Genomic DNA, 25277 nt, shown 5'->3' with positions numbered 1-25277 from the left:
TGCGAACAGACGGGGCCGGGACATCACTGGACCGATCAGGCGGGGAGCACGACGACGAACCGCTGGGGCTCCTCGCCCTCGGACTCGCTCCGCAGCCCGGCGGCCTTCACCGCGTCATGGACGACCTTGCGCTCGAAGGGCGTCATCGGGTCGAGCTTGACGGCCTCACCGCTGTTCTTGACGTCGGTGGCGGCCTTGGCGCCCAGCTCCGACAGCTCCTCGCGCTTCTTCGCGCGGTAACCGGCGATGTCGAGCATCAGACGGCTGCGGTCACCGGTCTCCCGGTGCACCGCCAGCCGGGTGAGCTCCTGGAGGGCTTCCAGGACCTCACCGTCACGGCCGACGAGCTTCTGGAGGTCACGGCCGCTTGAGTCGCTGATGATCGACACGGCGGCGCGGTCGGCCTCGACGTCCATGTCGATGTCACCGTCGAGGTCGGCGATGTCCAGCAGACCCTCAAGGTAGTCCGCCGCGATCTCGCCCTCCTGCTCAAGGCGGGTCAGGGTGTCGCCGCCCTCGGCAGGGGCGGAGATGGTGCCTTCCGTCACGGGATGGACTCCTTCTTACTTCTTGGACGGGTGGGTGGGCCGCTGCGGGCCCTTGCGCTGTCCGGACTTGGCCTTGCTGCGGCCACCGGCTCCTGGCTGTCCACCCGCGGGCTTGGGCTGACGCCTGGTGTCCTGCGGTTCGTTCTCGGACTTCGTCAGCGAGGTCTTGGGCGCGTCCGGGTCGGACTTGTGGGGCACGGCGGACTGGCGCTGGGACTTCGACTGGCGCTTGGGCTGCTGCCGGCGGGCGGCGGCGCCACCGGTGGGCGTGCCGTCCTCGGAGTCGGCCGGGATCACGTCGCTGACCGCCACGGCGCCATCGGGCTGGGCCGCCAGGCCCGCCTTGCCGAGTCCGTTGACGAAGCGCCGCTCCTGCTCGTTGCGGTCGCGGCCCTTGGCGACGATGAGCTTGACCGCGGCACGGTCACGACGGCTGCGGATCTTCTTGCTGTTCGTGGCCTGCTTGAGGAGCCGCTCCAGATACGCGCCCTGGGCCTTGCTGCCGGGGGTCGGGTTCTGGCGGATGACGTACATCTGCTGGCCCATGGTCCACACGTTGGTGGTCAGCCAGTAGACGAGGACACCGACGGGGAAGTTGATGCCGAATACGGCGAAGATGACGGGGAAGACGTACATCAGCATCTTCTGCTGCTGCATGAACGGCGTCTTCACCGTGGTGTCGACGTTCTTCGTCATCAGCTGGCGCTGTGTGTAGAACTGCGACAGCGACATCAGCACGATCATGATCGCGGTGACGACCCGGACGTCCGCCAGCGTGGAACCGAGCGCCTCGACCTTTTCGGCGCTGTCCATGAACTTCGCCGCGAGGGGGGCGCCGAAGATATGGGCCTTCTGCGCGCTCTCCAGCAGCGGCTGGTCGATCACGCCGACCGTCTTGCCCGAGGCGATGCTGCTCAGCACGTGGTACAGGGCGAAGAAGAACGGGGACTGCGCCAGGATGGGAAGGCACGAGGAGAGCGGGTTGGTGCCCGTCTCCTTGTACAGCTTCATCATCTCTTCGGACTGACGCTGCTTGTCGTTCTTGTAGCGCTCCTGGATCTTCTTCATCTCGGGCTGGAGCGTCTGCATGGCCCGAGTGGCCTTGATCTGCTTCACGAAGAGCGGGATCAGACAGATCCGGATCAGGATCACCAGGAACATGATCGACAGACCCCAGGCCCAGCCCGTGTCGGGGCCGAAGACGGCACCGAACAGCTTGTGGAACTGGACGATCACCCAGGAGACAGGCGTGGTGATGAAGGTGAACAGACTGGCGATCGAACTTACGATGTCATCCACTAATCAAGCTCCTTGAGCATGGGACGGGGTCTCGGCGGCCGGGCTCGGGGGTCGAGGACCTTCCCCGGAGGGCGCGCCGAGGGCGGGGTTCCCGCCCTTGCGACCGCGCCAGGCGTCGCGCAGCATTTCGTGCCACCGCGGACGCTTGCGCGGCGGAACATGGTCGACTCCACCGAGTGACCACGGATTGCACCGCAGAATGCGCCAGGCGGTCAGCGCCGTGCCCTTGATCGCTCCGTGCCTGTCGATGGCCTGGTAGCCGTAGTGGGAACACGACGGGTAGTACTTGCAGACCGGCCCCAGCAGCGGGCTGATGGTCCACTGGTACAGCTTGATGAGAGCCAGCAGCGGATATTTCATCGCGTGCCCCCTCCCAGGAGCCGCTGAAGGGCGGCGTCCAGGTCTCGGGCCAGATGGGGGTGATCGGCGTCGCCCGCCCCGGGCAACGCGCGTACCACTACCAGGCTACCGGGGGGCAGCAGGTCGATCCGTTCGCGCATCAGGTGGCGGAGTCGGCGTTTCACGGTGTTGCGTACGACCGCGTTCCCCACGGCTTTGCTCACGACGAAACCCGCACGCGACAAGGGAACGCTCTCCCCAGGCGCGTGCGGGTCGGTGGCACCGCTGCGTAGATGGACGACGAGGAGCGGGCGTCCGGCCCGGCGTCCTCGGCGTACCGCGGTCGCGAAGTCCTCGCGCCGCCTCAGCCGATGCTCGGAAGGCAGCACGACGTCATGACCTGTAGATCAGGCGGACAGGCGGGCGCGACCCTTGTCACGGCGGGACGCGAGAATCGCGCGGCCGGCACGGGTGCGCATCCGCAGCCGGAAGCCGTGGGTCTTGGCGCGACGACGGTTGTTCGGCTGGAAAGTGCGCTTGCTCACTCGGGGGCTCCAGAAATGAATTCGGTGGCTGTTGCCGTGCTGGCTGTCACCGTGCGCCCACGAGTAGCTCGTATCACGCCCGAGTGCACCGCTCTAACGATCACTTGAGGTGACCCATGCCCTTCGGAGGCAGGCGGCAGCAGCCATCGACAACTCGACCTGGTTACGGTACGCGGGGCCGCGCCGTCAGGTCAAACCAGCGATCCTCGGCCGGAGCCCGGCGGAGACTGCGAGACACTATGCACAGCCTGTGGACAACAACTTGAACCGCAGCGGTCGCCCTGACTACCGTGGCTGAACTCCGTTTCGTTTCTTCCCTCGTCCCGCGCGCGAGCCGGCCCCGTCCGACCCGGCGCCGCCGGGCGCCCCACCAGATCGTCCGATCTGCTTCCCACCCCGTCCCAAGAACCACACCTTCGTGGGACCTGCGAGAAAGCGTGCCCTGTGGCTGATGTACCTGCCGATCTTGCCGCAGTGTGGCCACGCGTACTGGAGCAGCTTCTCGGGGAGGGCCGCGGCCAGGGGGTCGAGGCGAAGGATGAGCACTGGATCAAGCGCTGCCAGCCGCTGGCACTCGTCGCGGACACGGCCCTGCTGGCCGTTCCGAACGAGTTCGCCAAGGGCGTCCTGGAAGGCAGACTCGCGCCGATCGTCAGCGAGACGCTGAGCCGCGAGTGCCGCCGGCCGATCCGGATCGCGATCACCGTCGACGAGACCGCGGGTGCCGAGCCGGGCGCGTCCGTACCGCCGCAGCGCTACGAGGAGCCGGAGCTCACGCAGTCCGCGGGCCAGCCCAGGGACTCCTACGACGGCTACGGCCGCCGCCCCTCCGACGACCACCCGGGCACCCACCCCGACCAGGGCCCCGGGGCCCACGGGGAGCAGCTTGCGGGCGGTCGCGGCGATCAGCTGCCGACCGCGCGTCCCGCCTACCCGGACTACCAGCGCCCCGAGCCGGGCGCCTGGCCCCGCCCGCAGCAGGACGATTACGGCTGGCAGCAGCAGCGCCTCGGCTTTCCCGAGCGGGACCCGTACGCGAGCACGGGTCAGCAGCCGCGGCACGACTACCGGGGCCAGCCGCCGGAGCGGACGGGTTACGACCCGGACCGCTCCCCTTATGACACGGAGCGTCCCGGCTACGACACGGAACGCTCCCAGTACGACACCGAGCGCCCGTCCTACGACGGGGAGCGCTCGCCGTACGAGCAGCGGCGCGTGGCGTACGACGGCCAGGATGGCCGCTCCGACCGCTCCGACCGTGCCGACCGGGGTGAGCGCCCGGACCCCGCGCAGGGCGCGCGCGGTCCCCATGGCGGCGCGTCCCGGGGGCCCGGCCCGGCGGGACCGGGCGGCCATGGCGAGCCCGGCCCACGAGGTCCGCACGGGGTGCGCGCGATGCCCTCCGCGAGCGGTGCTCCCGGTCCGCTCGCCGCGCGTCCCGCGCCGGCGTCCGGCCCCGGTGAGCCCACCGCGCGGCTGAACCCCAAGTACCTGTTCGACACCTTCGTCATCGGCGCGTCGAACCGCTTCGCGCACGCCGCCGCGGTCGCGGTCGCCGAGGCCCCGGCGAAGGCGTACAACCCGCTCTTCATCTACGGGGAGTCGGGGCTCGGGAAGACGCATCTGCTGCACGCGATCGGGCACTACGCGCGCAGCCTGTACCCGGGCACCCGGGTGCGGTACGTCAGTTCCGAGGAGTTCACCAACGAGTTCATCAACTCCATCCGGGACGGCAAGGGCGACAGTTTCCGCAAGCGCTACCGGGAGATGGACATCCTGCTCGTCGACGACATCCAGTTCCTCGCGGACAAGGAGTCGACACAGGAGGAGTTCTTCCACACGTTCAACACGCTCCACAACGCGAACAAGCAGATCGTCCTGTCCTCCGACCGGCCGCCCAAGCAGCTGGTGACCCTGGAGGACCGGTTGCGCAACCGGTTCGAGTGGGGGCTGATCACGGATGTGCAGCCGCCCGAACTGGAGACGCGTATCGCGATTCTCCGCAAGAAGGCGGTCCAGGAGCAGCTCAACGCACCGCCGGAGGTCCTGGAGTTCATCGCGTCACGCATCTCGCGCAACATCCGGGAGCTGGAGGGCGCGCTGATCCGGGTGACGGCGTTCGCCTCGCTGAACCGCCAGCCGGTGGATCTGGGGCTGACGGAGATCGTGCTGAAGGACCTGATCCCGGGCGGGGAGGACTCCGCGCCCGAGATCACCGCCCCGGCGATCATGGCGGCCACCGCGGACTACTTCGGGCTGACCGTGGACGATCTGTGCGGGTCGTCCCGCAGCCGGGTGCTGGTGACCGCGCGGCAGATCGCCATGTATCTGTGCCGGGAGCTCACGGATCTGTCGCTGCCGAAGATCGGGGCGCAGTTCGGGGGCCGGGACCATACGACCGTGATGCACGCGGACCGGAAGATCCGCGCGCTGATGGCCGAACGGCGGTCCATCTACAACCAGGTCACCGAGCTGACCAACCGCATCAAGAACGGCTGAGCCCGCTTCCGGGCCCCGTCCCCGGCTCCTCAAGCCCCGCGTCGTACGGCGGTCCGCCGTACGACGCTTCTCGTTGTACGCCGCCGGGGCGGTGGGGCCCGTCCTCGCCGCCGGCGTCCCGTACGGCGGCGGGTGTCCGGTCCAGCCCGCCGTGTCGTCCCGATGGCCCCCGTACGGCTGCGTGGGGCCTCCGTAGCGCTGCCGTCGGGCTGCTGTGAGCTGCCGTGGGGCTGCCGTATGGCCTCGGCAGGCTCGTGCGGCGGGCTACGGCGGCTCCTCGCACCGGGTGCGGACCGGGTGCGGACCGGGTGCGGACCCGCCCGGAGGGGGTGTGAAGGGTCCGTCGGGAGCTGCGCGCGATCGGTCGGCGCCGGAGCTGGGCCCGTGGGTGTTCGATTTACCGCCGGGTTACGGGTGTTCTCCACAGATTCGGCGACTTTCTTGCATCCACACCCTGGGGATCGCGAAGTTGTCCAGACTGTATCCACAGGCTGTGCCCGACGATGATCGTCATCCCAGTTCAGAGGGCTGTGGATTCGTGGACAACTGTTGTCCACAGGGTGTGGACAACTATTTCGTCCACAGGACGCCTCCGCGGTTGTCCACCGGCCACCCACAGGTCGAGGGCGGTTTTCCCCAGCGTGACGGCGCTTCTCCACATCCCTGTCCACTGTTCGGCAACACGACGCGCTCTCTCACCGGGTCGAGTGAAAGGCGTCACACCGAGGTGCCGGATTGGGCTGTGGGGAACCGGGGTAAAGCTGGGGACAGTGCTGGGGAGAACTACCCCCCACCTGTGCATCAGGTGTGCACAACTTTCGCCTGTCCACAGAGAGCCGGGGTTATCCACCATCTCCGCCCACAGGGTCGGTGGACAAAAAACAGCCTCTGAGCTGCGAAAACGGGGTTATCCACTGTATCCACAGCCCCTACTACTACTCCCGACTAGAGTTACCGGGAAATCCGCTTCGAAGTGGGTCCTGTGCACAACTCGGCTCGGACGGCTCCGGAGCCGTCGGGCGCGACTTGACCACGACCGGCACCTACTGTCAGTGGGGTGCGTCAGACTGGTCCCCGGTGTTCTCCCCTTGCCGGGACCCGACGACACCGAAACCACGGCTGACGAACCCGTCGCCGGACCGACAGCAGGACGACCCCTGACGGGGCGAGAGCGGCCAGCAACAGCAGGAGGCGGGCTTACGTGAAGATCCGGGTGGAACGCGACGTACTCGCGGAGGCAGTGGCCTGGGCGGCGCGCAGCCTTCCGGCCCGTCCGCCGGCGCCTGTCCTCGCGGGCCTTCTCCTGAAGGCCGAGGACGGCTCGCTGAGCCTGTCCAGCTTCGACTACGAGGTCTCCGCGCGGGTCTCCGTCGACGCCGAGATCGAGGAGGACGGCACCGTCCTGGTGTCCGGTCGGCTGCTCGCCGACATCTGCCGCGCCCTGCCCAACCGCCCGGTGGAGATCTCCACCGACGGTGTGCGGGCCACGGTGCTCTGCGGCTCCTCCCGCTTCACGCTCCACACCCTCCCGGTGGAGGAGTACCCGGCGCTGCCGCAGATGCCCTCCGCCACCGGCACCGTCCCCGGAGAGGTCTTCGCCTCGGCCGCCGCGCAGGTCGCCATCGCCGCGGGCCGGGACGACACCCTCCCGGTGCTCACCGGTGTGCGGATCGAGATCGAGGGCGACACGGTGACGCTGGCGTCCACCGACCGCTACCGCTTCGCGGTCCGCGAGTTCCTGTGGAAGCCGGAGGTCCCGGACTCGTCCGCGGTGGCCCTGGTGCCCGCCAAGACGTTGCTGGACACCGCCAAGGCCCTCACGAGCGGCGACAGCGTCACCATCGCCCTGTCCGGGTCCGGCTCGGGCGAGGGCCTGATCGGCTTCGAGGGCGCGGGCCGCCGCACCACCACCCGGCTGCTCGAAGGCGACCTGCCGAAGTACCGCACGCTGTTCCCGACCGAGTTCAACTCCGTCGCCGTGATCGAGACCGCCCCCTTCGTGGAGGCCGTCAAGCGGGTGGCCCTCGTCGCCGAGCGGAACACCCCGGTGCGGCTCAGCTTCGAGCAGGGCGTGCTGATCCTGGAGGCCGGTTCCAGCGACGACGCACAGGCTGTGGAAAGGGTCGACGCCGTCCTGGAGGGCGACGACATCTCCATCGCGTTCAACCCGACGTTCCTGCTGGACGGGCTCAGCGCGATCGACTCCCCGGTCGCCCAGCTGTCGTTCACGACGTCCACCAAGCCCGCGCTCCTCAGCGGCCGTCCCGCGGTCGACGCGGAGGCCGACGACGCGTACAAGTACCTGATCATGCCGGTGCGCCTGTCGGGCTGACCCGGTCGGCGTTCCTCCGGGTGGCCCTGTCCCCACGGGCCGGCACCCGGCGGAGACCCGCAGGTCGGAGTACGTATGAGCGGCCGAGCCCACAGCTGTGCGCCGGTGCGCGGGCGTAGGCTCGGACGCGGGTACGGACGTGCCCGTACGCCACATCGCGACTTTAAGGAACCACTGATGGAGCTCGGTCTCGTCGGCCTCGGCAAGATGGGCGGCAACATGCGCGAGCGCATCCGCCGCGCAGGCCACACCGTGATCGGATACGACCGCAACCCGGACCTCGCGGATGTCCACAGCCTTGAGGAGCTCGTGGGCAAGCTCAAGGGCCCCCGCGTGGTGTGGGTGATGGTCCCGGCGGGTGCCGCCACCCAGGCCACGATCGATGAGCTGGCCGCGCTCCTGGAGCCGGGCGACGTCGTCGTCGACGGCGGCAACTCCCGCTGGACCGACGACGAGCGGCACGCCGTGGAGCTGGGCCTCAAGGGCATCGGCTTCGTGGACTGCGGTGTCTCCGGCGGTGTCTGGGGCCTGGAGAACGGCTACGCGCTGATGTACGGCGGCGACCCGGAGAACGTCGCCAAGGTGCAGCCCGTCTTCGACGCGCTGAAGCCGCCGGGCGAGTTCGGCTCGGTCCACGCGGGCAAGGTCGGCGCCGGTCACTTCGCGAAGATGGTCCACAACGGCATCGAGTACGCCATGATGCAGGCGTACGCCGAGGGCTGGGAGCTGCTGGAGTCCGTACAGTCGGTCACCGATGTGCGCGAGGTCTTCCGCTCCTGGCAGGAAGGCACCGTCATCCGTTCCTGGCTGCTCGACCTCGCGGTCAACGCGCTGGACGAGGACGAGCATCTGGAGCAGCTCAGGGGCTACGCGCAGGACTCCGGCGAGGGCCGGTGGACGGTCGAGGCCGCCATCGACAACTCGGTCCCGCTGCCCGCCATCACGGCGTCGCTGTTCGCCCGCTTCGCCTCCCGGCAGGAGGATTCCCCGCAGATGAAGATGATCGCGGCACTGCGCAACCAGTTCGGCGGCCACGCCGTCGAGAAGGCCTGATCCGGCGGTTCCGGCGGACGTCGGCCTGTGCCCGGCGCTCGCCGGGCCCGGCCGGACGCCACGGCCCGGCTGCCGCAGGGCGGCCGGAGCGTCACGGAACCGGCCCCCGGGGGCATCGGACCGCGACGGCGGCGGGTGCCGCCCGCCGCGGGTGACTGCCGTGGCGGCAGCGGCCCGGCCGCCCGTCCCGGACCCACCGGTCCGGGCACCTGACCACCGTCCGCACCCGGGGCCCACAGGTCCCGGACCGCTCCGCCGACCGGCGGGGCCCGCCCACACAGGGGAGGTCGGCCCCCGACCATGCACGTCACGCATCTGTCGCTGGCCGACTTCCGCTCGTACACCGGGGTCGAGGTCCCGCTGGACCCCGGTGTCACCGCCTTCGTGGGACCCAACGGACAGGGCAAGACGAATCTGGTCGAGGCCGTCGGCTATCTCGCCACCCTCGGCAGCCACCGCGTCTCCTCGGACGCTCCGCTGGTCAGGATGGGCGCCGAGCGGGCGATCGTGCGGGCCAACGTCCGCCAGGGCGAGCGGCAGCAGCTCGTCGAGCTGGAGATCAACCCGGGCCGGGCCAACCGCGCCAGGATCAACCGGTCGTCGCAGGTCAGACCGCGTGATGTGCTCGGGATAGTGCGTACCGTCCTGTTCGCCCCCGAGGATCTGGCCCTGGTGAAGGGCGACCCCGGGGAGCGCCGCCGCTTCCTGGACGAACTGATCACCGCGCGCTCCCCCCGGATGGCCGGGGTCCGCTCCGACTACGACCGGGTCCTCAAGCAGCGCAACACCCTGCTGAAGTCCGCGGCGCTCGCCCGCCGCCACGGCGGCCGGACCCTGGACCTGTCGACCCTCGACGTCTGGGACCAGCACCTCGCCCGGGTCGGCGCCGAACTCCTCGCCCAGCGGCTGGATCTGATCGCCGCGCTCCAGCCGCTCGCCGACAAGGCGTACGAACAGCTCGCGCCCGGCGGCGGCCCGCTCGCCCTGGAGTACAAGCCGTCCGCGCCCGGCGACGGCCACACGCGCGAGGAGATGTACGAGCAGCTGATGACCGCGCTGACCGGGATCCGCAAGCAGGAGATCGAACGCGGGGTCACCCTCGCCGGGCCGCACCGCGACGATCTGGTGCTGAGGCTCGGCCGGCTGCCCGCCAAGGGCTACGCGAGCCACGGCGAGTCGTGGTCGTACGCGCTGGCGCTGCGGCTCGCCTCGTACGATCTGCTGCGGGCCGAGGGCAATGAGCCGGTGCTCGTGCTCGACGACGTCTTCGCGGAGCTGGACACCCGCCGCCGGGAGCGGCTGGCGGAGCTGGTGGCGCCGGGTGAGCAGGTCCTGGTGACGGCGGCCGTGGACGACGATGTGCCCGACGTGCTGGCCGGTGCGCGGTACGCGGTGTCCGAAGGTGTGGTGGAGCGACGGTGAGCGGTATGGGCGCGACGGGCGGCAGGGGCGTGGGCGGCCCCGAGGGACCCGGTGCACGCGGGGGCGCGGCCACGGGCCGTCCAGGTGCCTTCCCGGGCCCCGGGAGCGCCTTCCCCGGCGGTCCCGTCGGCTCCGGCCCGCGACAGGCCCCCGGGCCTGTCGGCTCCCGCCCTGTCGGCCCTGGCCCCGGCTCCGGCGCGGTCGGCCCCGGCTCCGGCGCGGTGGACCCGGCCGGTGGGACGGCCGCCCCGAGCGGTGTCGATCTCGCGCGGGTCGCGCTGCGGGCGGCGAAGGAGCAGGCACGCGCGCGTGGAGACGCGGCGGCCCAGAAGAAGCAGGCGCGCCGCGGCGGGCTGCGCTCCGGTGCCCGCGCGGACGGGCGCGACCCGATGGCGCTCGGCGCCGCCATCAACCGGCTGATCACCGAGCGCGGCTGGGAGACCCCGGCGGCGGTCGGCGGGGTCATGGGCCGCTGGCCGCAGATCGTCGGTGACGATCTGGCCAATCATTGTGTGCCCCAGCGTTACGACGAGGACGAGCGCGTCCTGAGCGTGCAGTGCGACTCGACGGCGTGGGCGACCCAGCTGAGGCTGCTCGCCCCGCAGCTGGTGGCCCGGCTGAACGAGGACCTGGGTCATGGCACCGTGAAGCTGATCAAGGTGCACGGCCCCACAGGTCCCGCCCGTCGCTTCGGCCCCTTGCGTGCCCCCGGCAGCACCGGACCCGGCGACACCTACGGCTGAGCCCGCCGGCCCGCGCCGCCCGTGCGCCGGGCGCCCGGTCCCCCACCCCCTGTCCCTGGTGATGTCTGCGCTGGTCACAGCCTTGTCGGTCGACTCCTGACCCGCTGTCGACCGGTCCGCCCGCGGCGTCTTCCCGCCCGCCCGGAATCATGTGTTCTGCGTCACTCGGGCGTGGTCGCTCGGGGTTGACGCCCCGAAGCGCTGAGTGCCGCTGTGAGCCACTTCGCCCCCTGGGGCGCATATGGGGAGTCGGGAGAGACCGGTTCAGGGCGGCACATGCGGACTCAGGTACCGGCAAACCCCCATCGCTGTCGGCGCTACCGGTAGACTGGAGCACAATCCCGCCGCACTCGGGGGACACACACCGAGCAACGCTGATACAGGCTTACCCACGCATCACGCCGCAGCCGCTCCGGCCACCGCCGGGCGACTGGCTTGTGCTGTGCCAGAAAGGGCGCTTCGTGGCCGATTCCGGCAACCCCAACGAGAACATCCCTTCCACCGGCTCCGGCGATTCCGCCGCGGCCGCAGAGGCCGTACCGGAAGCACCCGCGGCCCGCGAGAGCGCGCACAGCGTGTCCTCGTCGTACGACGCGAGCGCGATCACCGTCCTCGAAGGACTGGACGCGGTCCGCAAGCGCCCTGGCATGTACATCGGCTCGACCGGTGAGCGCGGTCTGCACCACCTCGTGTCCGAGGTCGTCGACAACTCCGTGGACGAGGCGCTGGCCGGTCACGCGGACACCATCGACGTCACGATCCTGCCCGACGGCGGCGTCCGGGTCATCGACAACGGCCGCGGCATCCCGGTCGACATCGTGCCCTCGGAGAACAAGCCGGCCATCGAGGTCGTGCTGACCGTGCTCCACGCGGGCGGCAAGTTCGGAGGCGGCGGCTACGCGGTCTCCGGCGGTCTGCACGGTGTGGGTGTCTCCGTGGTGAACGCCCTGTCCACCCGGGTCGCCGTCGAGGTCAAGCGCGACGGCCACCACTGGACCCAGGACTACAAGCTGGGCGTCCCGACCGCCCCGCTGGCGCGCGGCGCGGCCACCGACGAGACGGGCACGTCCGTCACCTTCTGGGCCGACCCGGACATCTTCGAGTCCACGGAGTACTCCTTCGAGACGCTGTCGCGGCGTTTCCAGGAGATGGCGTTCCTCAACAAGGGTTTGACGATCAAACTCACGGACGAGCGCGACTCCGCGAAGGCCACGGCCGGTGCCGACACCGACCAGCCGAGCGACGACACCGATGCGCACGCGCGCACGGTCTCGTACCACTACGAGGGCGGCCTGGTCGACTTCGTGAAGTACCTCAACTCCCGCAAGGGCGAGGTGGTGCACGAGACCGTCATCGACATCGAGGCCGAGGACAAGGACAGGCTCCTGTCCCTTGAGGTCGCGATGCAGTGGAACAGCGGTTACACCGAGGGCGTCTACTCCTTCGCGAACACGATCCACACGCATGAGGGCGGTACCCACGAAGAGGGCTTCCGCGCCGCGCTGACCGCGCTGATCAACCGCTACGCGCGCGACAAGAAGCTGCTGCGCGAGAAGGACGACAACCTCACGGGCGACGACATCCGCGAGGGTCTGACGGCGATCATCTCGGTCAAGCTCGGTGAGCCGCAGTTCGAGGGCCAGACGAAGACCAAGCTGGGCAACACCGAGGCGAAGACCTTCGTCCAGAAGGTCGTCAACCAGCACCTCGCCGACTGGCTGGACCGCAACCCCAACGAGGCCGCGGACATCATCCGCAAGTCGATCCAGGCCGCCTACGCGCGCGTGGCGGCCCGTAAGGCGCGCGACCTGACCCGTCGCAAGGGCCTGCTGGAGACGGCGTCCCTGCCGGGCAAGCTGTCGGACTGCCAGTCGAACGACCCCACCAAGTGCGAGATCTTCATCGTCGAGGGCGACTCGGCCGGCGGCTCCGCCAAGTCCGGCCGTGACCCGATGTACCAGGCCATCCTGCCGATCCGCGGCAAGATCCTGAACGTCGAGAAGGCCCGGATCGACAAGATCCTCCAGAACACCGAGATCCAGGCGCTGATCAGTGCCTTCGGTACCGGTGTCCACGAGGACTTCGACATCGCGAAGCTGCGCTATCACAAGATCATCCTGATGGCGGACGCCGACGTCGACGGCCAGCACATCAACACCCTGCTGCTGACGTTCCTCTTCCGCTTCATGCGTCCGCTGGTCGAGGCCGGGCACGTCTACCTGTCGCGCCCCCCGCTGTACAAGATCAAGTGGGGCCGGGACGACTTCGAGTACGCCTACGCCGACCGTGAGCGCGACGCGCTGATCGAGCTGGGCCGCCAGAACGGCAAGCGCATCCGGGAGGACTCCATCCAGCGCTTCAAGGGCCTCGGCGAGATGAACGCCGAGGAGCTGCGCATCACCACCATGGACGTCGAGCACCGGGTGCTCGGCCAGGTCACCCTGGACGACGCCGCACAGGCCGACGACCTCTTCTCCGTCCTCATGGGTGAGGACGTCGAGGCCCGCCGCCAGTTCATCCAGCGCAACGCCAAGGACGTCCGCTTCCTCGACATCTGAGTCGGTCTCAGCCTGACCGCGCAGAAAGGACCCGCACCAGCATGACCGACCAGAACCCCACAGGCACGACCGAGGACCAGGGCCCCGTCATGCGGATCGAGCCCGTCGGGCTCGAAACCGAGATGCAGCGCTCGTACCTCGACTACGCGATGTCCGTCATCGTGTCCCGCGCCCTGCCCGACGTACGCGACGGCCTCAAGCCCGTCCACCGCCGGGTGCTGTACGCGATGTACGACGGCGGCTACCGGCCCGAGAAGGGTTTCTACAAGTGTGCCCGCGTCGTCGGCGACGTCATGGGCAACTACCACCCGCACGGCGACTCCTCGATCTACGACGCGCTGGTCCGTCTGGCGCAGCACTGGTCGATGCGGATGCCGCTGGTGGACTCCAACGGCAACTTCGGCTCCCCGGGCAACGACCCGGCCGCCGCCATGCGCTACACCGAGTGCAAGATGGCGCCGCTGTCCATGGAGATGGTCCGGGACATCGACGAGGACACCGTCGACTTCACGGACAACTACGACGGCCGCTCCCAGGAGCCGACCGTCCTGCCGGCCCGCTTCCCGAACCTGCTGATCAACGGCGCCGCCGGGATCGCGGTCGGCATGGCCACCAACATCCCGCCGCACAACCTCCGCGAGGTCGCCGCCGGTGCCCAGTGGTACCTGGACCACCCGGACGCCGGCCATGAGGAGCTCCTCGACGCGCTGATGGAGCGCATCAAGGGCCCCGACTTCCCGACCGGCGCCCTCGTCGTCGGCCGCAAGGGCATCGAGGAGGCGTACCGCACCGGTCGCGGCTCCATCACCATGCGCGCGGTCGTCGAGGTCGAGGAGATCCAGAACCGCCAGTGCCTGGTGGTCACGGAGCTTCCGTACCAGGTCAACCCGGACAACCTCGCGCAGAAGATCGCCGACCTCGTCAAGGACGGCAGGGTCGGCGGGATCGCCGACGTCCGCGACGAGACCAGCTCCCGCACCGGGCAGCGCCTGGTCATCGTCCTCAAGCGGGACGCGGTCGCCAAGGTCGTCCTCAACAACCTCTACAAGCACACCGAGCTCCAGACCAACTTCGGCGCCAACATGCTGGCCCTGGTCGACGGGGTGCCGCGCACCCTGTCCCTCGACGCGTTCATCCGTCACTGGGTGGCCCACCAGGTCGAGGTCATCGTCCGCCGGACGAAGTTCCGGCTGCGCAAGGCCGAGGAGCGCGCGCACATCCTGCGCGGTCTGCTGAAGGCCCTGGACGCGATCGACGAGGTCATCGCCCTCATCCGGCGCAGCGACACCGTCGACATCGCGCGCACCGGCCTGATGGACCTGCTCCAGATCGACGAGATCCAGTCGAACGCCATCCTGGAGATGCAGCTCCGCCGCCTCGCCGCGCTGGAGCGCCAGAAGATCATCCAGGAGCACGACGAGCTCCAGGCGAAGATCACCGAGTACAACGCGATCCTCGCCTCGCCCGTCCGCCAGCGCGGCATTATCAGCGAGGAGCTGGCCGCGATCGTCGAGAAGTTCGCCGACGACCGCCGCTCCCAGCTCGTGCCCTTCGACGGTGACATGTCCATCGAGGACCTGATCGCCGAGGAGGACATCGTCGTCACGATCTCGCGCGGCGGTTACGTCAAGCGGACCAAGACGGACGACTACCGCTCGCAGAAGCGCGGCGGCAAGGGCGTACGCGGCACGAAGCTCAAGGAAGACGACATCGTCGACCACTTCTTCGTGTCCACCACCCACCACTGGCTGCTGTTCTTCACCAACAAGGGCCGCGTCTACCGCGCCAAGGCGTACGAGCTCCCCGACGCCGGACGCGACGCGCGCGGGCAGCACGTCGCCAACCTGCTGGCCTTCCAGCCGGACGAGGCGATCGCCGAGATCCTCGCCGTCCGCGACTACGAGGCCGCGCCCTACCTGGTCCTCGCGACCAAGGGCGGCCTGGTCAAGAAGACCTCGCTCAAGGACTACGACTCGCCCCGCTCCGGCGGTGTCATCGCGATCAACCTCCGGGAGACCGAGGACGGTTCCGACGACGAGCTGATCGGCGCGGAACTGGTGTCCGCCGAGGACGACCTCCTGCTGATCAGCCGTAAGGCGCAGTCGATCCGCTTCACCGCCACGGACGACGCGCTGCGCCCGATGGGCCGCGCCACCTCCGGTGTGAAGGGGATGAGTTTCCGCGAGGGGGACCAGCTCCTCTCGATGAATGTCGTCCGGCCCGGTACGTTCGTCTTCACCGCAACCGACGGCGGGTACGCCAAGCGCACCCCGGTCGACGAGTACCGCGTCCAGGGCCGCGGCGGCCTCGGTATCAAGGCCGCCAAGATCGTGGAGGACCGCGGTTCGCTGGTCGGCGCGCTGGTGGTGGAGGAGACGGACGAGATCCTCGCCATCACGCTCGGCGGCGGTGTGATTCGCACGCGAGTCAACGAGGTCAGGGAGACGGGCCGTGACACCATGGGCGTCCAACTGATCAACCTGGGCAAGCGCGATGCCGTGGTCGGTATCGCACGCAACGCCGAGGCCGGTCGGGAGGCCGAGGAGGTCGACGGTGGGACCGCCGCCGACACCGACGCCGATCCGGCCACCGGGACGGCCACCGCCCCGGACCAGGGCACGGACGAGGGCGCGCGGCCCCCGGCCGAGTAGCGCGAGGAGAGACACGTGAGCGGAGCCACGGGCGCCGGATCTTCCGGTGCCGCGGGTCGGCAGGGCCGGGCCGGAACCGAGGACCGGTCCGGCCCGGCCGCCCCCGCGGAGGCACGCGCCGCCGGCCAGGACGGCGCCCGCGGTTCCGCTTCGGTCTCACCCGCCTCCGATGAATCCCACGTATCCCAGGGGGGAACTGTGACGGACACCAGAGGTCCGCGGACCCAGAGCTACGACGGGTACGCGGGCCAGGCCCCGGAGGGCCGTGCCGGCGCCCCCTCAGGGGCCCAGGAGGGCGCTCTGCCGGGCGAACGGCCCCAGCAGCCCGGTGGTCAGCCCTACCACCCGCCGCAGGCGTACCAGACGGCCCCCTCGGGCGCCGTCCGCCGGCCGCGGACCGGGGCACGGACCACGCCCCGTACCCGCAAGGCGCGGCTGCGGGTCGCCAAGGCCGACCCGTGGTCGGTGATGAAGGTCAGTTTCCTGCTCTCCATCGCCCTCGGGATCTGCACGATCATCGCGGCCGCCGTGCTGTGGATGGTCATGGACGCGATGGGCGTCTTCTCGACGGTCGGCGGCACGATCTCGGAGGCCACCGGCTCCAACGAGTCGAACGGCTTCGACCTCCAGTCGTTCCTGTCGCTGCCCCGCGTCCTGATGTTCACCAGCATCATCGCGGTCATCGACGTGGTCCTCGCGACCGCGCTGGCCACCCTCGGCGCCTTCATCTACAACCTGTCGGCGGGATTCGTGGGCGGCGTGGAGCTGACCCTGGCGGAGGACGAGTAGCCGCCTCCGGCTTTCACGGACATGTCCCTGACCAGGGGATCGGGCCGCCCCGACGGGGCCCGGCAACCGATTTTGGGACTGAGCGCGTCGTGCGCTAATCTTCAGAGGTCAGCGCGCAGCGCGGCGGGGCTATAGCTCAGTTGGTTAGAGCGCATCCCTGATAAGGATGAGGCCACAGGTTCAAATCCTGTTAGCCCCACAGCAGCCCGATGGCTGGTCAGACGCCCGGCAGGTCCACTGGACCTGCCGGGCGTCTGCGTTTGTGTGTGGCCTGCGTGGCGTTTGGGTGCGTCGGGGGTGCGTCTGCGGGTTCGCGGGGGCGCGAGGGTGCTGGTCCCTGGGGTGCTGGGTCGCCGGGGGGTCGGGTCGCCTGGCTGCCGGGTTGGTGTCCGCCGGTGGCTCTGCTGGTTCCGCTGGTTCTGTGCCCTGTGCCCTTTGCGGTCCCTTGCCTGTGGTCGATGCCCGGGCATGCGGAAACGCGCGTCCCTGTGGGTGGGGACACGTGGGGTGGGATCGGCTGTGGGGGCAGTGGCTCGTCGCCTGGGGGCGAGGGCGCTGCTGCCGTGGGGCGTGCGTGGGTCACTGAACGCGGTCGGGCGCCTTCTAGACGGTTGCCTTCAGGCGGTCGCCTTCAGTGGTGTTGCGCTGGTTGCGCTGATCGGGCTCTCGGGCAGGCGGGCGTACGTGGGCGGCGGCTTGTCGTCTTCGTGCCGTTCCCTCGTGCTGCTCGTCGTACCGCTCGTGTTGTGCGGCGTCGTGGTGCTGCGTCTGTCGTGTCGTCGTGTCGTACGTGGTGTACGTGTCCTGCTGTTCCTGTCGGGCTGTTCCTGTCGGGCCGTTACTGCCGGCCGCTGGCGATGTCCGTTGCCTGTGGTTCGGTGCCCGTTGCTGTGGGGCTGCTGTCGCCTGTCGGCGGGGTCGCTGAGCTGGTACCAGGGTGTTCGCTGCCTTCTGTGGCTGTTTCCCGTTGACCGCTGAGTGGTGCGTCACGGGTGGCGCTTCAGGTGATGCGGTGCTGTGCGGTGCTGTGCGGTGCCGTGTGGTGCGGGGTGTATCGCGGTTGGGCCGGTCGGCTGTCGTGGGCCGGCGGATGTGTCGTACGGGGTGGACACCTCGTAGGTGGGGTGGCGCCGTTCGTCCGGCCGCGGGGACTGTCTGGGGTCCGGGTGTTCGGCGGTCGGGGCTGGAGTCGTTGGGCTGTGCCGTTGTGTGCCGGCTGTGTCGTGTCCCGCGTCTGCCGTGTGTGCCGTCTGCCAGGTGTGCCGCCTGTCGCGTGCGCCGGGGTGCCGGGGTCGGCTTGGCTCCGTATGCGCTTCGGCGGGGTGTGGCGGTGCGCTGTGCGGGGCGTACGGCGGTTGAGCCGTGCTCGGGGCGCGGGTCATGCGCGCGCCGCTGTTCAGCGGGGTGCCGGGACATGCGCGTGCTGCGCGGTGTCATGACCGTTCTCGTGCGAAACGGGGTGCTGTGCGCTTCCGGCGCGCGAAGCGGGCTGGTGCGAGGCAGGCCCGTGCGGGTTGGGCCGGTGCGAAGTGGGTCCGTCCGAGGTGGGCCGGTGTGAGGCGGGACGGTGGGTCGCGGGGCCGTGCGAGGCGGCGGGCCGGTGCGACGTGGGCCGGTGGGTCGCGGGGGATTGCGACTTGGGGCCGTGCGACTTGGAGCCGTGCTGCTCAGGGCCGTGCTGCTTGGAGCCGTGCTGCTTGGGGCCGTGGTCCGAGACGGCTCGCTGGTGGGCGGTCGCCGTGACGCCGGACGGGGTCCCCTGTGCCGTGGGCGGGGTGTGCGGGGCGGGGGCCGGTGCCGGAACCGCCGTGCTGCCGCCGTCGGGATCGAGCGCGGCGTTCACGACCTCGGCCAGTGCCGCGTCGAAGTCGTACGGGGCGGCGCAGGAGCGGCAACTCGGCGAGGAGCCGTGTGCCTCCGCACGGATGCGTTGCTTCATCGTGGGCGGCAAGGAGCGGTCGTACCGGGCCGGTGCCGTGGCCGCCGGCTTGCTCGCCTCCCTGGCCGCCGGAGCGCTGTTGCGGGCCTCACCGGTCTGCTGTACCGGGGCGGCGACGGCCGGGGAGGAGAGCCCCAGTGTGGCGAGTACCGCGACGATCGCGGAGATGAGCGCTGTCCACAGCGCCATGACCTTGTCCCTGGACATGATTCCCTCACTTTCGGGTTGGGCGATTTGCGTACTTTCCTCATCATGTGTATGGAGGCCCGTGAGGGAAGGACCGACGTGGATGACGCGTTGATCTTCAGATGAACACCACTCGGATGGGGGCATCCGTCCCTAAAAATGGGCTGGAGCGGCGAAAGTCACCATGTGGGAAGAGGGGGGGGAGTGCCTTCGCGCGCTCCGCGTCGTTGCTTGAGGGGTGTCCGGGGCGGCAGTTGGCGCCCTCCGGGCAGGTCACCGATCGATATCGGTCGGTGTGTATAGTCGGGCGCCAGAGGTCCCCTACGTCAAGGAAAGACGAGGTCGCGCGGTGAAGAAGCTTCTCCTGGTCGCACTGGCCGCTATCGGCGGGCTCCTCGTGTACCGCCAGATCCAGGCGGATCGCGCCGAGCAGGACCTGTGGACGGAGGCGACCGACTCCGTGCCCACGGGTTCGTGATCAACAACACCCATCACTTCGAAGACCCCGGCAGCCCCGAGCGGCCGGGGTCTCTGTGTGTCCGGCGCACGTCGGGAACGGGCCCGGGGTTGCCGGGGAACGCGTCCGGGGTCGTCCGGACATGTGTCCGGGGCTTCGTCCTTCCTCTCCCCTCTCTTTCCTTCTCCGCCCGCTCCTCCTTCTCCCTCGTTCCCGTTCCCTCTGCTTCGCGTGCGCGAAGGGAACCTTTGTGATAGCGAATCCCTGGGTGGGATGCCGACGGTTCGCGGACTCGCCACGGTCCTGTACGGGTGCGGCGGACAGACCGGTGGCGGGCGCGGCAGGATGGCCGGGGGCACCCGGGTGTCGGCCGGGCGGGTGACGACGAGGGCGGACCGGAGAGGGGTGGGCGCGGGATGGCGCGGCTGACGGGGCGGCGGTACGGCGGATTCCGGGCGGTGCTGGGCGCGGGGGCCGCGCTGTGTGCGGTCTTGGCGGCTGCGGGGCCTGGGACGGCTGCGGGGGCGGAGGCGGGTGCGGGTGCGGGTTCCGTGCGGGGTGCGGTGCCTGCGGTCGGTACGGTGCCTGCGGTCGGTACGGTGCCGGGCGTCGGTACCACCGGCCCGGTCGCCGGTACGGCGGCGGGCGTCGGTACCGCGTCGGAAGCCGGTTCGGTCCCCGCGATCGGTGCGCCGGGGCCGTACGCCTTCGACGAGGGCGCCCGTCAGGTCACCGGTGCCGGGAGCAGTACCGACGCCGAGCGGCTCACCCCGGGGCGCACGTACCGCAGCGCCCTGGCCCGTCCGGGGAAGCTGTACTACCGGCTGGAGCTCGGTGCTCAGGAGAGTGTCTACGTGTCGGCCACGGCCGTACCGGGACTCGGGGCGAAGGTGTCCTTCCGGGACGGTCTCGCCGTCTCCGTGGAGGACGGCAACGGCATCAACTGCTCCTCCGAGCGCACCCGTTTCGGCAGCTCCGAGAGTCCCCGGCCGATCAGTACCTGGGCGACCCGCCGGATCGGTCCGGGCACCTACAGCTGCAAGACCGCCGGAACGTACTACGTCGTGGTCGAGCGCGAGAGCGAGCCCACGTCCACGCGGGACCCGTGGGAACTGGAGCTGCGCGTCTCGTCCGAGCCCCGGGTACGGACGCTCGGGCCGACCGCCGCGCCGGAGACCTGGAACTCCGCCTCCCCCGTGCCCATGACCGGGGATCAGCGGACGCGGGCGGGAGGCACCAGCTTCAACAGCGCGCCCGGCCTGGAACCGGGCGTCTGGCAGGACGGGATACGGGCCGGTCAGACCCGGTACTACTGGGTCCCCGTCGACTGGGGGCAGCAACTCTCCGCCCGCGCGGAACTGGGCACCGCCCCGGGCGACGGGTTCGTGCCGTCCGCGCTGGTCCTCACGCTCTTCAACCCTGCGCGCGGGCCCGTCGACCAGACGCAGAGCACCTATGACGGCAAGCAGAAGGTCGCCGCCTTCGACCCGCTGCCCCCGGTGCGCTACGAGAACCGCTATCACGTGTCCGACGACGTCAAGGGGATGCGGTTCAGCGGTCGGTACTACCTCGCGGTGCACCTCAGCGAGGAGGTCGCCGAGACCTTCGGCGAGGAGCCCATCGGGCTGACCCTGCGGGTCCGGGTCGACGGGAACCCGTCCGGCGCGGCGGCACCCGCCTACGACGGTGAGTTCGTGCCCGCCGAGGAGTTCGGGGTCACGGCCCAGGACAAGGAACAGGCGCGGCAGGGCGGGACCGACGGAGCCGGCGACGGGACGACGGAAGCACGCGACCCCGCGACGATGCGGGCACTGGCCGTCGGGTCCTTCGGGCTGGGGACCGCGCTGGTGCTGTTCCTGGTCGGGTGGACGGTGCTTGCCCGGCGGCGGGCCGCTTCCGGGCGGCTGTCCCCGGTCCGGGGTGTGGACGGGAGCGGGGGCGGGGGCGGGCGTGGGCCCGGAGGTGGGTCCGGGGCCGGGGGCGGCGGGTCCAGGGGTGGGGCTGGTGACGATGCCGCGGTCGGCGCGGTGCCTCGGGGGCGGCGGAGGAGAAGCCCGGGTCGTTGACGAGGGTTTGCGTGCCGGGTGCCGGGTGCCGGGTGCCGGGTGCCGGTGCCGGTGCCGGTGCGGGTGTGGGTGCCGGTGCAAGGGCGGGCGCAGGCACTGGCTTGGGCAGGGCCGTCCGCCGGTCAGGTTCAGGTCATTGGGTCCGGGTCATCTGGCGTTGCCGTCAGGTCTGGGTCAGGGCCCAGATGCCCACGGCGAAGCAGAGCAGGGCCAGGACGAGTACCGGGACCGTGACCTTCGGGGGCGGTCCCGGTCGGCGTTCGAGGGCCGTTCGCGGTCGGCGTTCATGGGCCGGGGCGGAAACATCCGGCACCGGATCGGGAACCCGAGGGGCTCGGGCGGTGTACGGAAGAGTAGGGGCCTGATCCTCCCGCCTGGCAGCGGTGTCCGCCTGGGCGAAGTCGTCGGGATCGGCGAAGGCGGCGAAGTCGGCTGGGTGCGGGGGGCGATGGGCGTGCTGGGGGTACGGGGCGTGCTGGGCGTACGCAGGGTCGGTTCGGGCTGCCCGGGAGGCGGGGGAGCCGGGATGCCGCGGTGCCGTTGGTTGGGCGTGACCGCTCGCGGGTGGCGCGGAGGGCAGGTGCCCGGTCGTGGAGTACGGCGGATCGGAGGAGGGCGAGAGGGCCGAGGGGGCGTGCGGGGGCGAGGCGGAGTGCGGTCCGCCGGGGAACTGCTGGTGCGACGGCCCCGTCGCCTGTGGCTGTGGCTGTGGCTGTGGCTGTGGCTGTGGCTGTGGCTGTGGCTGTGGCTCGGGGTACGGGGGCGAGTGCGGGTGGGGGTGCGGGTCGGGGTTCCGGCCGGGGGAGACGGGGGGTGGGCCGCTGCTGGTGCCTGGTTCCGTGCCGAGCCCCGGGTTCGCCTCTGCGCCGCTGCCCGTGGTGAGGCCGTGGCCCGTCGGATGGGGCCGCCACTGCTCGACGGAATCGACGGAATCGACGGAATCGACGGAGTGGGAGGAGCTGATGGAGGGCGGCTGGGCCGTCGGTGGCGGCGGTGGGAGATAGAAGCTGCCCGTTTCCGACATGGCGGACCGACCGGGGGCGTGGGCCCCGCTGGGGTCGGGCGGGGTGACGCCCGGTGGCGTCGGATCGTAGGCGGGAGGTACGGGTACGGGAGGTACGGGAGCCGCCGGTGGTGGTCCGGGCGGGACCGGGGGATCGGCCTGCACCCCGTGGGGCGAGCCCGGTTGCGGGTGCGCGCCGCTCCGTGGGTGCGCGGCGAGCCGGGAGGAGGGACCGCTCTCGGACGGGCTGTTGCCGTGGAGGTCGGCGGGGTACGGAGAGAAGCCGCCCGCGGCGGGAGCGGGGGAGATCCGCCCGTGCGGAGGCGGCAGCGGAGGCAGAAGCGGAGGGGCGGGTGTGCCGGTCGGTTCGTGCGGCGCGGGTCCCGGGACTCGGCCGTGAGGTACGGACCCGGGGGTGTGAGCCGGGTCGTGGGACACGGACCCAGGTCCGGGGGGCGGGGCATGAGGCATGGGCCCGAGTCCGGGAGCCGGGTCATGGGGTACGGGTCCGGGGGCCGGGACGGGGGAGCCGTCCGGTGCCGGGGCGTGGAACGGGGAGGGCGAAGCCGGGTCGGGGGCAGCCGTGGGGGACGGCTGCGGAGTGGGGGTGGGAGTGAGGGAGGAGGCGGACGCGGGGTCGGGCAGGGGCGCCGGAGCCGATCCCGTACGGGTGGGGGTGTGCGAGGAGTGGGCGTCCCGGGGGCCGTGGGCGGCGTGGGGGGCGCCTGCCCGGTGACGGCCCGCGCGGGCGGGGGCGTCCGGACCGTTCGGACCGAAGCCTGGGGGCAGCGGGCCGATCTGGTCGAAGACCTCCACCAGCTCGTCGTCCGGTCCGGGCTCCGGAAGCATCTCGGCGGCGGACAGCAGGGCCTTGCGGGCGCCGGTGGCCGTACGGAACCGCGCCTCCGGGTCCGGCTGGAGCAGCCCCGCGATGACCTGCCACAGCGGCTCGTCGATGTCCTGCGGCGCGGAGGGGGTGCCGTGCGCGGCGAAGTGCTCGATCAGTGCCTTGGCATCGGGCTTCGCGCCTTGGAGGAGATAGAGGGCGACCAGGCCCACCGCGAAGAGGTCCGCGGTGAAGTCGGGCTCGGCGCCCATCATCTGCTCGGGCGCGAAGTAGCCGGGGGTCCCGACGACGTAGTTGGTCTCGGTCAGCCGGGGCTCCCCCTTGCGCATCGAGATACCGAAGTCGGACAGCCTCAGCCGGGGCCGGCCGATGCCGGTCGCCTCCAGCAGGATGTTGGCGGGCTTGATGTCACGGTGCACGACGTCCTCGGCGTGCACGGCGGCGAGCCCGGAGAGCAGCTGGTCGAGCAGGGTGCAGACGAACTCGGGGGGCAGCGGCCCGTAGTCCCCGATGAGATGGGCCAGCGAGCCGCCGGCGACGAGGTCCATGGTGAAGAGGACCTTGTCGTCGTCGGCGGCCCAGCTGGCGGGAGCGAGGACATGAGGATGATCGATACGGAGCGCCTGCTCGCGGACGAAGCGCAGCAAGGTGTGCGCGTCGCTCTGCTGGAGGACTTTGGCGGCCACATACCGGTGGCGCCGGTGGTCCCAGGCGCGCCAGACGGCGCCGACGCCCCCGCGTCCGATCGGGTCGGCCAGTTCGTACCGGCCGGCGAAGATCTCGCCCATCGTCGTACGTCGCTCCCCGTGGGTGTTCGGTCGGCTGGGCCGTGGCTCAGCTCTGGTGTGCCTGATAGTGGGCGACCGCGTCGGCGGTGCGCCCGGCTCCGTACACGCGGAGGAACTCTGCCAGTTCGGGGTGGGTGGGGGCGAGGGAGTCCGCGGCGTCGATGATGTCCCCGGCGGCGGCGACCGAGCGCAGCAGCGACTGGATCTCGCGGACGACCCGCTTGACCGTGGGGGCTCCTGAACTGCTCGTCGTCTGGGTCGTGTTGCTGAGGACGGAACCGCCCTGTGACTTCTTGATCTCGTCCATGCGCTCGGTGGCCTCGGCGGCGCTGACGCTGCCGTCGGCGACCTGGGCGGCGAGATCCTGGAGCAGCTGGACCCGCTGGACGACGGCGGGGTTGCCGATCTTGGCGCGCTGGCCGCTCATCAGCTGGGACAGCATCGGGGCGGAGAGTCCGAGGACCCCCGCGAGCCGGGCCTGGTTCAGCCCGAGGTCCTCGATGAGCCTACGGAAGAGCGCCCCCAGCGGCTCCCCGTACCAGTTCCGCTGAAGCTCCCTGGCTCTTGCAGTAGCTTCCTGCTGTGCGGCGTCCATTGCGTCTCCCCATCGCTTCCCCAAGAACCGCGGTTCGCTGTAGCGAAGCGCGTGCGAGCATCCTACGGAGAGTGGTCGCGCACGGGGACCCCAATCCTTTTGCGGGATTCGGGGGGTGACCCGGTACTCTGGTTCCCGACGCAGACCCGCGCCACCTGCGGGTCCGCACCCCTTCCGGGGCCTTAGCTCAGTTGGTAGAGCGCTGTCTTTGCATGGCAGATGTCAGGGGTTCGACTCCCCTAGGCTCCACTTCTTCACAAGACCCCTCCGAACTGCGGGAACGCGGTTCGGAGGGGTCTTTGCGTGGGCGTGGGCGTGGGCGGTGACGATCCGCTCGACGGGCACTCCTCGATCAGCAGGCCGGGCGCGGTACGGCGATGGGGTCGCAGACGTAGCGGGCGACGGCGGTCCGGTGATCGTGCGGAGCCACGGTCGACTTGCGGGGGCCGGACTCCTCCAGCATGCATGCCGACGGCCCCTCCGGGGTGGATCTTCCAGGAGAGGCGGTCGGCGGCGGTGTGGAAGCCGTAGCGGCGGACGGTCAGGTCGGTGATCCTCACGATTCCGCCCGGCAGGCGGCAGGCGGCAGGCGGCGTGCGGCGCGGGCCGGCTCGGCGA

General features: G+C 70.6%; 17 protein-coding genes, 2 tRNA genes and 1 pseudogene. 12 read left to right on the top strand and 8 right to left on the bottom strand.

From position 1 onward, the window contains the following. Positions 1-35: 35 nt before the first annotated feature. Genes OG711_RS20200 through rpmH form a run of 5 tightly spaced genes read right to left on the bottom strand, consistent with a single transcriptional unit; the run spans position 36 to position 2731 of the window. Complete coding sequence (locus tag OG711_RS20200) at positions 36-548, bottom strand: Jag family protein (RefSeq protein WP_073787217.1); 513 nt, start codon at positions 546-548, stop codon at positions 36-38. A gap of 15 nt (positions 549-563) precedes the next feature. Continuing rightward, on the bottom strand, positions 564-1847 hold the full coding sequence (gene yidC / locus OG711_RS20195; RefSeq protein WP_266517817.1) for a membrane protein insertase YidC: 1284 nt from the start codon (positions 1845-1847) through the stop codon (positions 564-566). Positions 1848-1850: 3 nt separating this feature from the next. After that, entirely contained in the window at positions 1851-2207 is a 357-nt protein-coding gene (gene yidD / locus OG711_RS20190; protein ID WP_073787215.1) for a membrane protein insertion efficiency factor YidD, read from the bottom strand. After that, a complete protein-coding gene (gene rnpA, locus OG711_RS20185; RefSeq protein ID WP_073787213.1) occupies positions 2204-2575 on the bottom strand; it encodes a ribonuclease P protein component in 372 nt (123 codons plus the stop codon). Before rnpA ends, yidD begins: the two co-directional genes overlap by 4 nt. Positions 2576-2593: 18 nt before the next feature. Beyond that, entirely contained in the window at positions 2594-2731 is a 138-nt protein-coding gene (gene rpmH, locus OG711_RS20180) for a 50S ribosomal protein L34 (protein ID WP_073787211.1), read from the bottom strand. A gap of 444 nt (positions 2732-3175) precedes the next feature. On the opposite strand from rpmH, the gene dnaA reads away from it, so the two are divergent. The 9 genes from dnaA to OG711_RS20135 all read left to right on the top strand — a co-directional run bounded on the left by dnaA (position 3176) and on the right by OG711_RS20135 (position 16977). After that, entirely contained in the window at positions 3176-5230 is a 2055-nt protein-coding gene (gene dnaA, locus OG711_RS20175; RefSeq protein WP_329559975.1) for a chromosomal replication initiator protein DnaA, read from the top strand. Positions 5231-6431: 1201 nt separating this feature from the next. After that, on the top strand, positions 6432-7562 hold the full coding sequence (dnaN, locus tag OG711_RS20170; RefSeq protein WP_073787205.1) for a DNA polymerase III subunit beta: 1131 nt from the start codon (positions 6432-6434) through the stop codon (positions 7560-7562). Positions 7563-7739: 177 nt separating this feature from the next. Next, positions 7740-8615 (top strand): phosphogluconate dehydrogenase (NAD(+)-dependent, decarboxylating), encoded by an 876-nt coding sequence (gene gnd / locus OG711_RS20165; protein ID WP_073787203.1) that lies wholly within the window; start codon positions 7740-7742, stop codon positions 8613-8615. Positions 8616-8915: 300 nt separating this feature from the next. Further along, positions 8916-10037 carry a DNA replication/repair protein RecF gene (gene recF / locus OG711_RS20160; protein WP_329559974.1) on the top strand — a complete coding sequence of 374 codons (1122 nt, stop codon included), beginning with the start codon at positions 8916-8918 and terminating at the stop codon, positions 10035-10037. 221 nt (positions 10038-10258) lie between these two features. Further along, a complete protein-coding gene (locus tag OG711_RS20155; RefSeq protein ID WP_073787198.1) occupies positions 10259-10780 on the top strand; it encodes a DUF721 domain-containing protein in 522 nt (173 codons plus the stop codon). 437 nt (positions 10781-11217) lie between these two features. Next, a complete protein-coding gene (gyrB, locus tag OG711_RS20150) occupies positions 11218-13338 on the top strand; it encodes a DNA topoisomerase (ATP-hydrolyzing) subunit B (RefSeq protein WP_323181522.1) in 2121 nt (706 codons plus the stop codon). A gap of 41 nt (positions 13339-13379) precedes the next feature. Next, positions 13380-15989, top strand: coding sequence for a DNA gyrase subunit A (gyrA, locus tag OG711_RS20145; protein WP_073782643.1), 2610 nt, complete (start codon positions 13380-13382; stop codon positions 15987-15989). Between the two features lie 15 nt (positions 15990-16004). Beyond that, complete coding sequence (locus OG711_RS20140) at positions 16005-16778, top strand: DUF3566 domain-containing protein (RefSeq protein ID WP_329559973.1); 774 nt, start codon at positions 16005-16007, stop codon at positions 16776-16778. Between the two features lie 125 nt (positions 16779-16903). Beyond that, positions 16904-16977 (top strand) — tRNA-Ile (locus OG711_RS20135). 1197 nt (positions 16978-18174) lie between these two features. On the opposite strand, the gene OG711_RS20130 is transcribed toward OG711_RS20135, so the two are convergent. After that, complete coding sequence (locus OG711_RS20130; protein ID WP_266509958.1) at positions 18175-18924, bottom strand: DUF6344 domain-containing protein; 750 nt, start codon at positions 18922-18924, stop codon at positions 18175-18177. A 328-nt stretch (positions 18925-19252) separates the two neighbouring features. On the opposite strand from OG711_RS20130, the gene OG711_RS20125 reads away from it, so the two are divergent. Further along, on the top strand, positions 19253-19381 hold the full coding sequence (locus OG711_RS20125; protein WP_003999697.1) for a DLW-39 family protein: 129 nt from the start codon (positions 19253-19255) through the stop codon (positions 19379-19381). Positions 19382-19941: 560 nt separating this feature from the next. Next, positions 19942-21426 carry a hypothetical protein gene (locus OG711_RS20120; protein WP_329559972.1) on the top strand — a complete coding sequence of 495 codons (1485 nt, stop codon included), beginning with the start codon at positions 19942-19944 and terminating at the stop codon, positions 21424-21426. Between the two features lie 1345 nt (positions 21427-22771). Here OG711_RS20120 and OG711_RS39240 read toward each other — a convergent pair. After that, positions 22772-24064, bottom strand: a pseudogene (locus OG711_RS39240) (protein kinase domain-containing protein); the annotation flags it as partial. Between the two features lie 46 nt (positions 24065-24110). Continuing rightward, entirely contained in the window at positions 24111-24659 is a 549-nt protein-coding gene (locus OG711_RS20110) for a helix-turn-helix domain-containing protein (RefSeq protein ID WP_073782653.1), read from the bottom strand. Positions 24660-24835: 176 nt separating this feature from the next. On the opposite strand from OG711_RS20110, the gene OG711_RS20105 reads away from it, so the two are divergent. Next, positions 24836-24908, top strand: a tRNA-Ala gene (locus OG711_RS20105). Positions 24909-25277: the final 369 nt, after the last annotated feature.

Source organism: Streptomyces uncialis (assembly GCF_036250755.1).
GTDB classification, from domain to species: domain Bacteria; phylum Actinomycetota; class Actinomycetes; order Streptomycetales; family Streptomycetaceae; genus Streptomyces; species Streptomyces uncialis.
This window is presented reverse-complemented; position numbering and strand designations above follow the sequence as displayed.

Excerpts from the sequence above, each read along its gene's own strand:
- gnd (WP_073787203.1), top strand. The coding sequence starts at position 7,740 with ATGGAGCTCGGTCTCGTCGGCCTCGGCAAGATGGGCGGCAACATGCGC.
- OG711_RS20130 (WP_266509958.1), bottom strand. The coding sequence starts at position 18,924 with ATGTCCAGGGACAAGGTCATGGCGCTGTGGACAGCGCTCATCTCCGCG.
- gyrA (WP_073782643.1), top strand. The coding sequence starts at position 13,380 with ATGACCGACCAGAACCCCACAGGCACGACCGAGGACCAGGGCCCCGTC.
- OG711_RS20110 (WP_073782653.1), bottom strand. The coding sequence starts at position 24,659 with ATGGACGCCGCACAGCAGGAAGCTACTGCAAGAGCCAGGGAGCTTCAG.
- yidD (WP_073787215.1), bottom strand. The coding sequence starts at position 2,207 with ATGAAATATCCGCTGCTGGCTCTCATCAAGCTGTACCAGTGGACCATC.
- recF (WP_329559974.1), top strand. The coding sequence starts at position 8,916 with ATGCACGTCACGCATCTGTCGCTGGCCGACTTCCGCTCGTACACCGGG.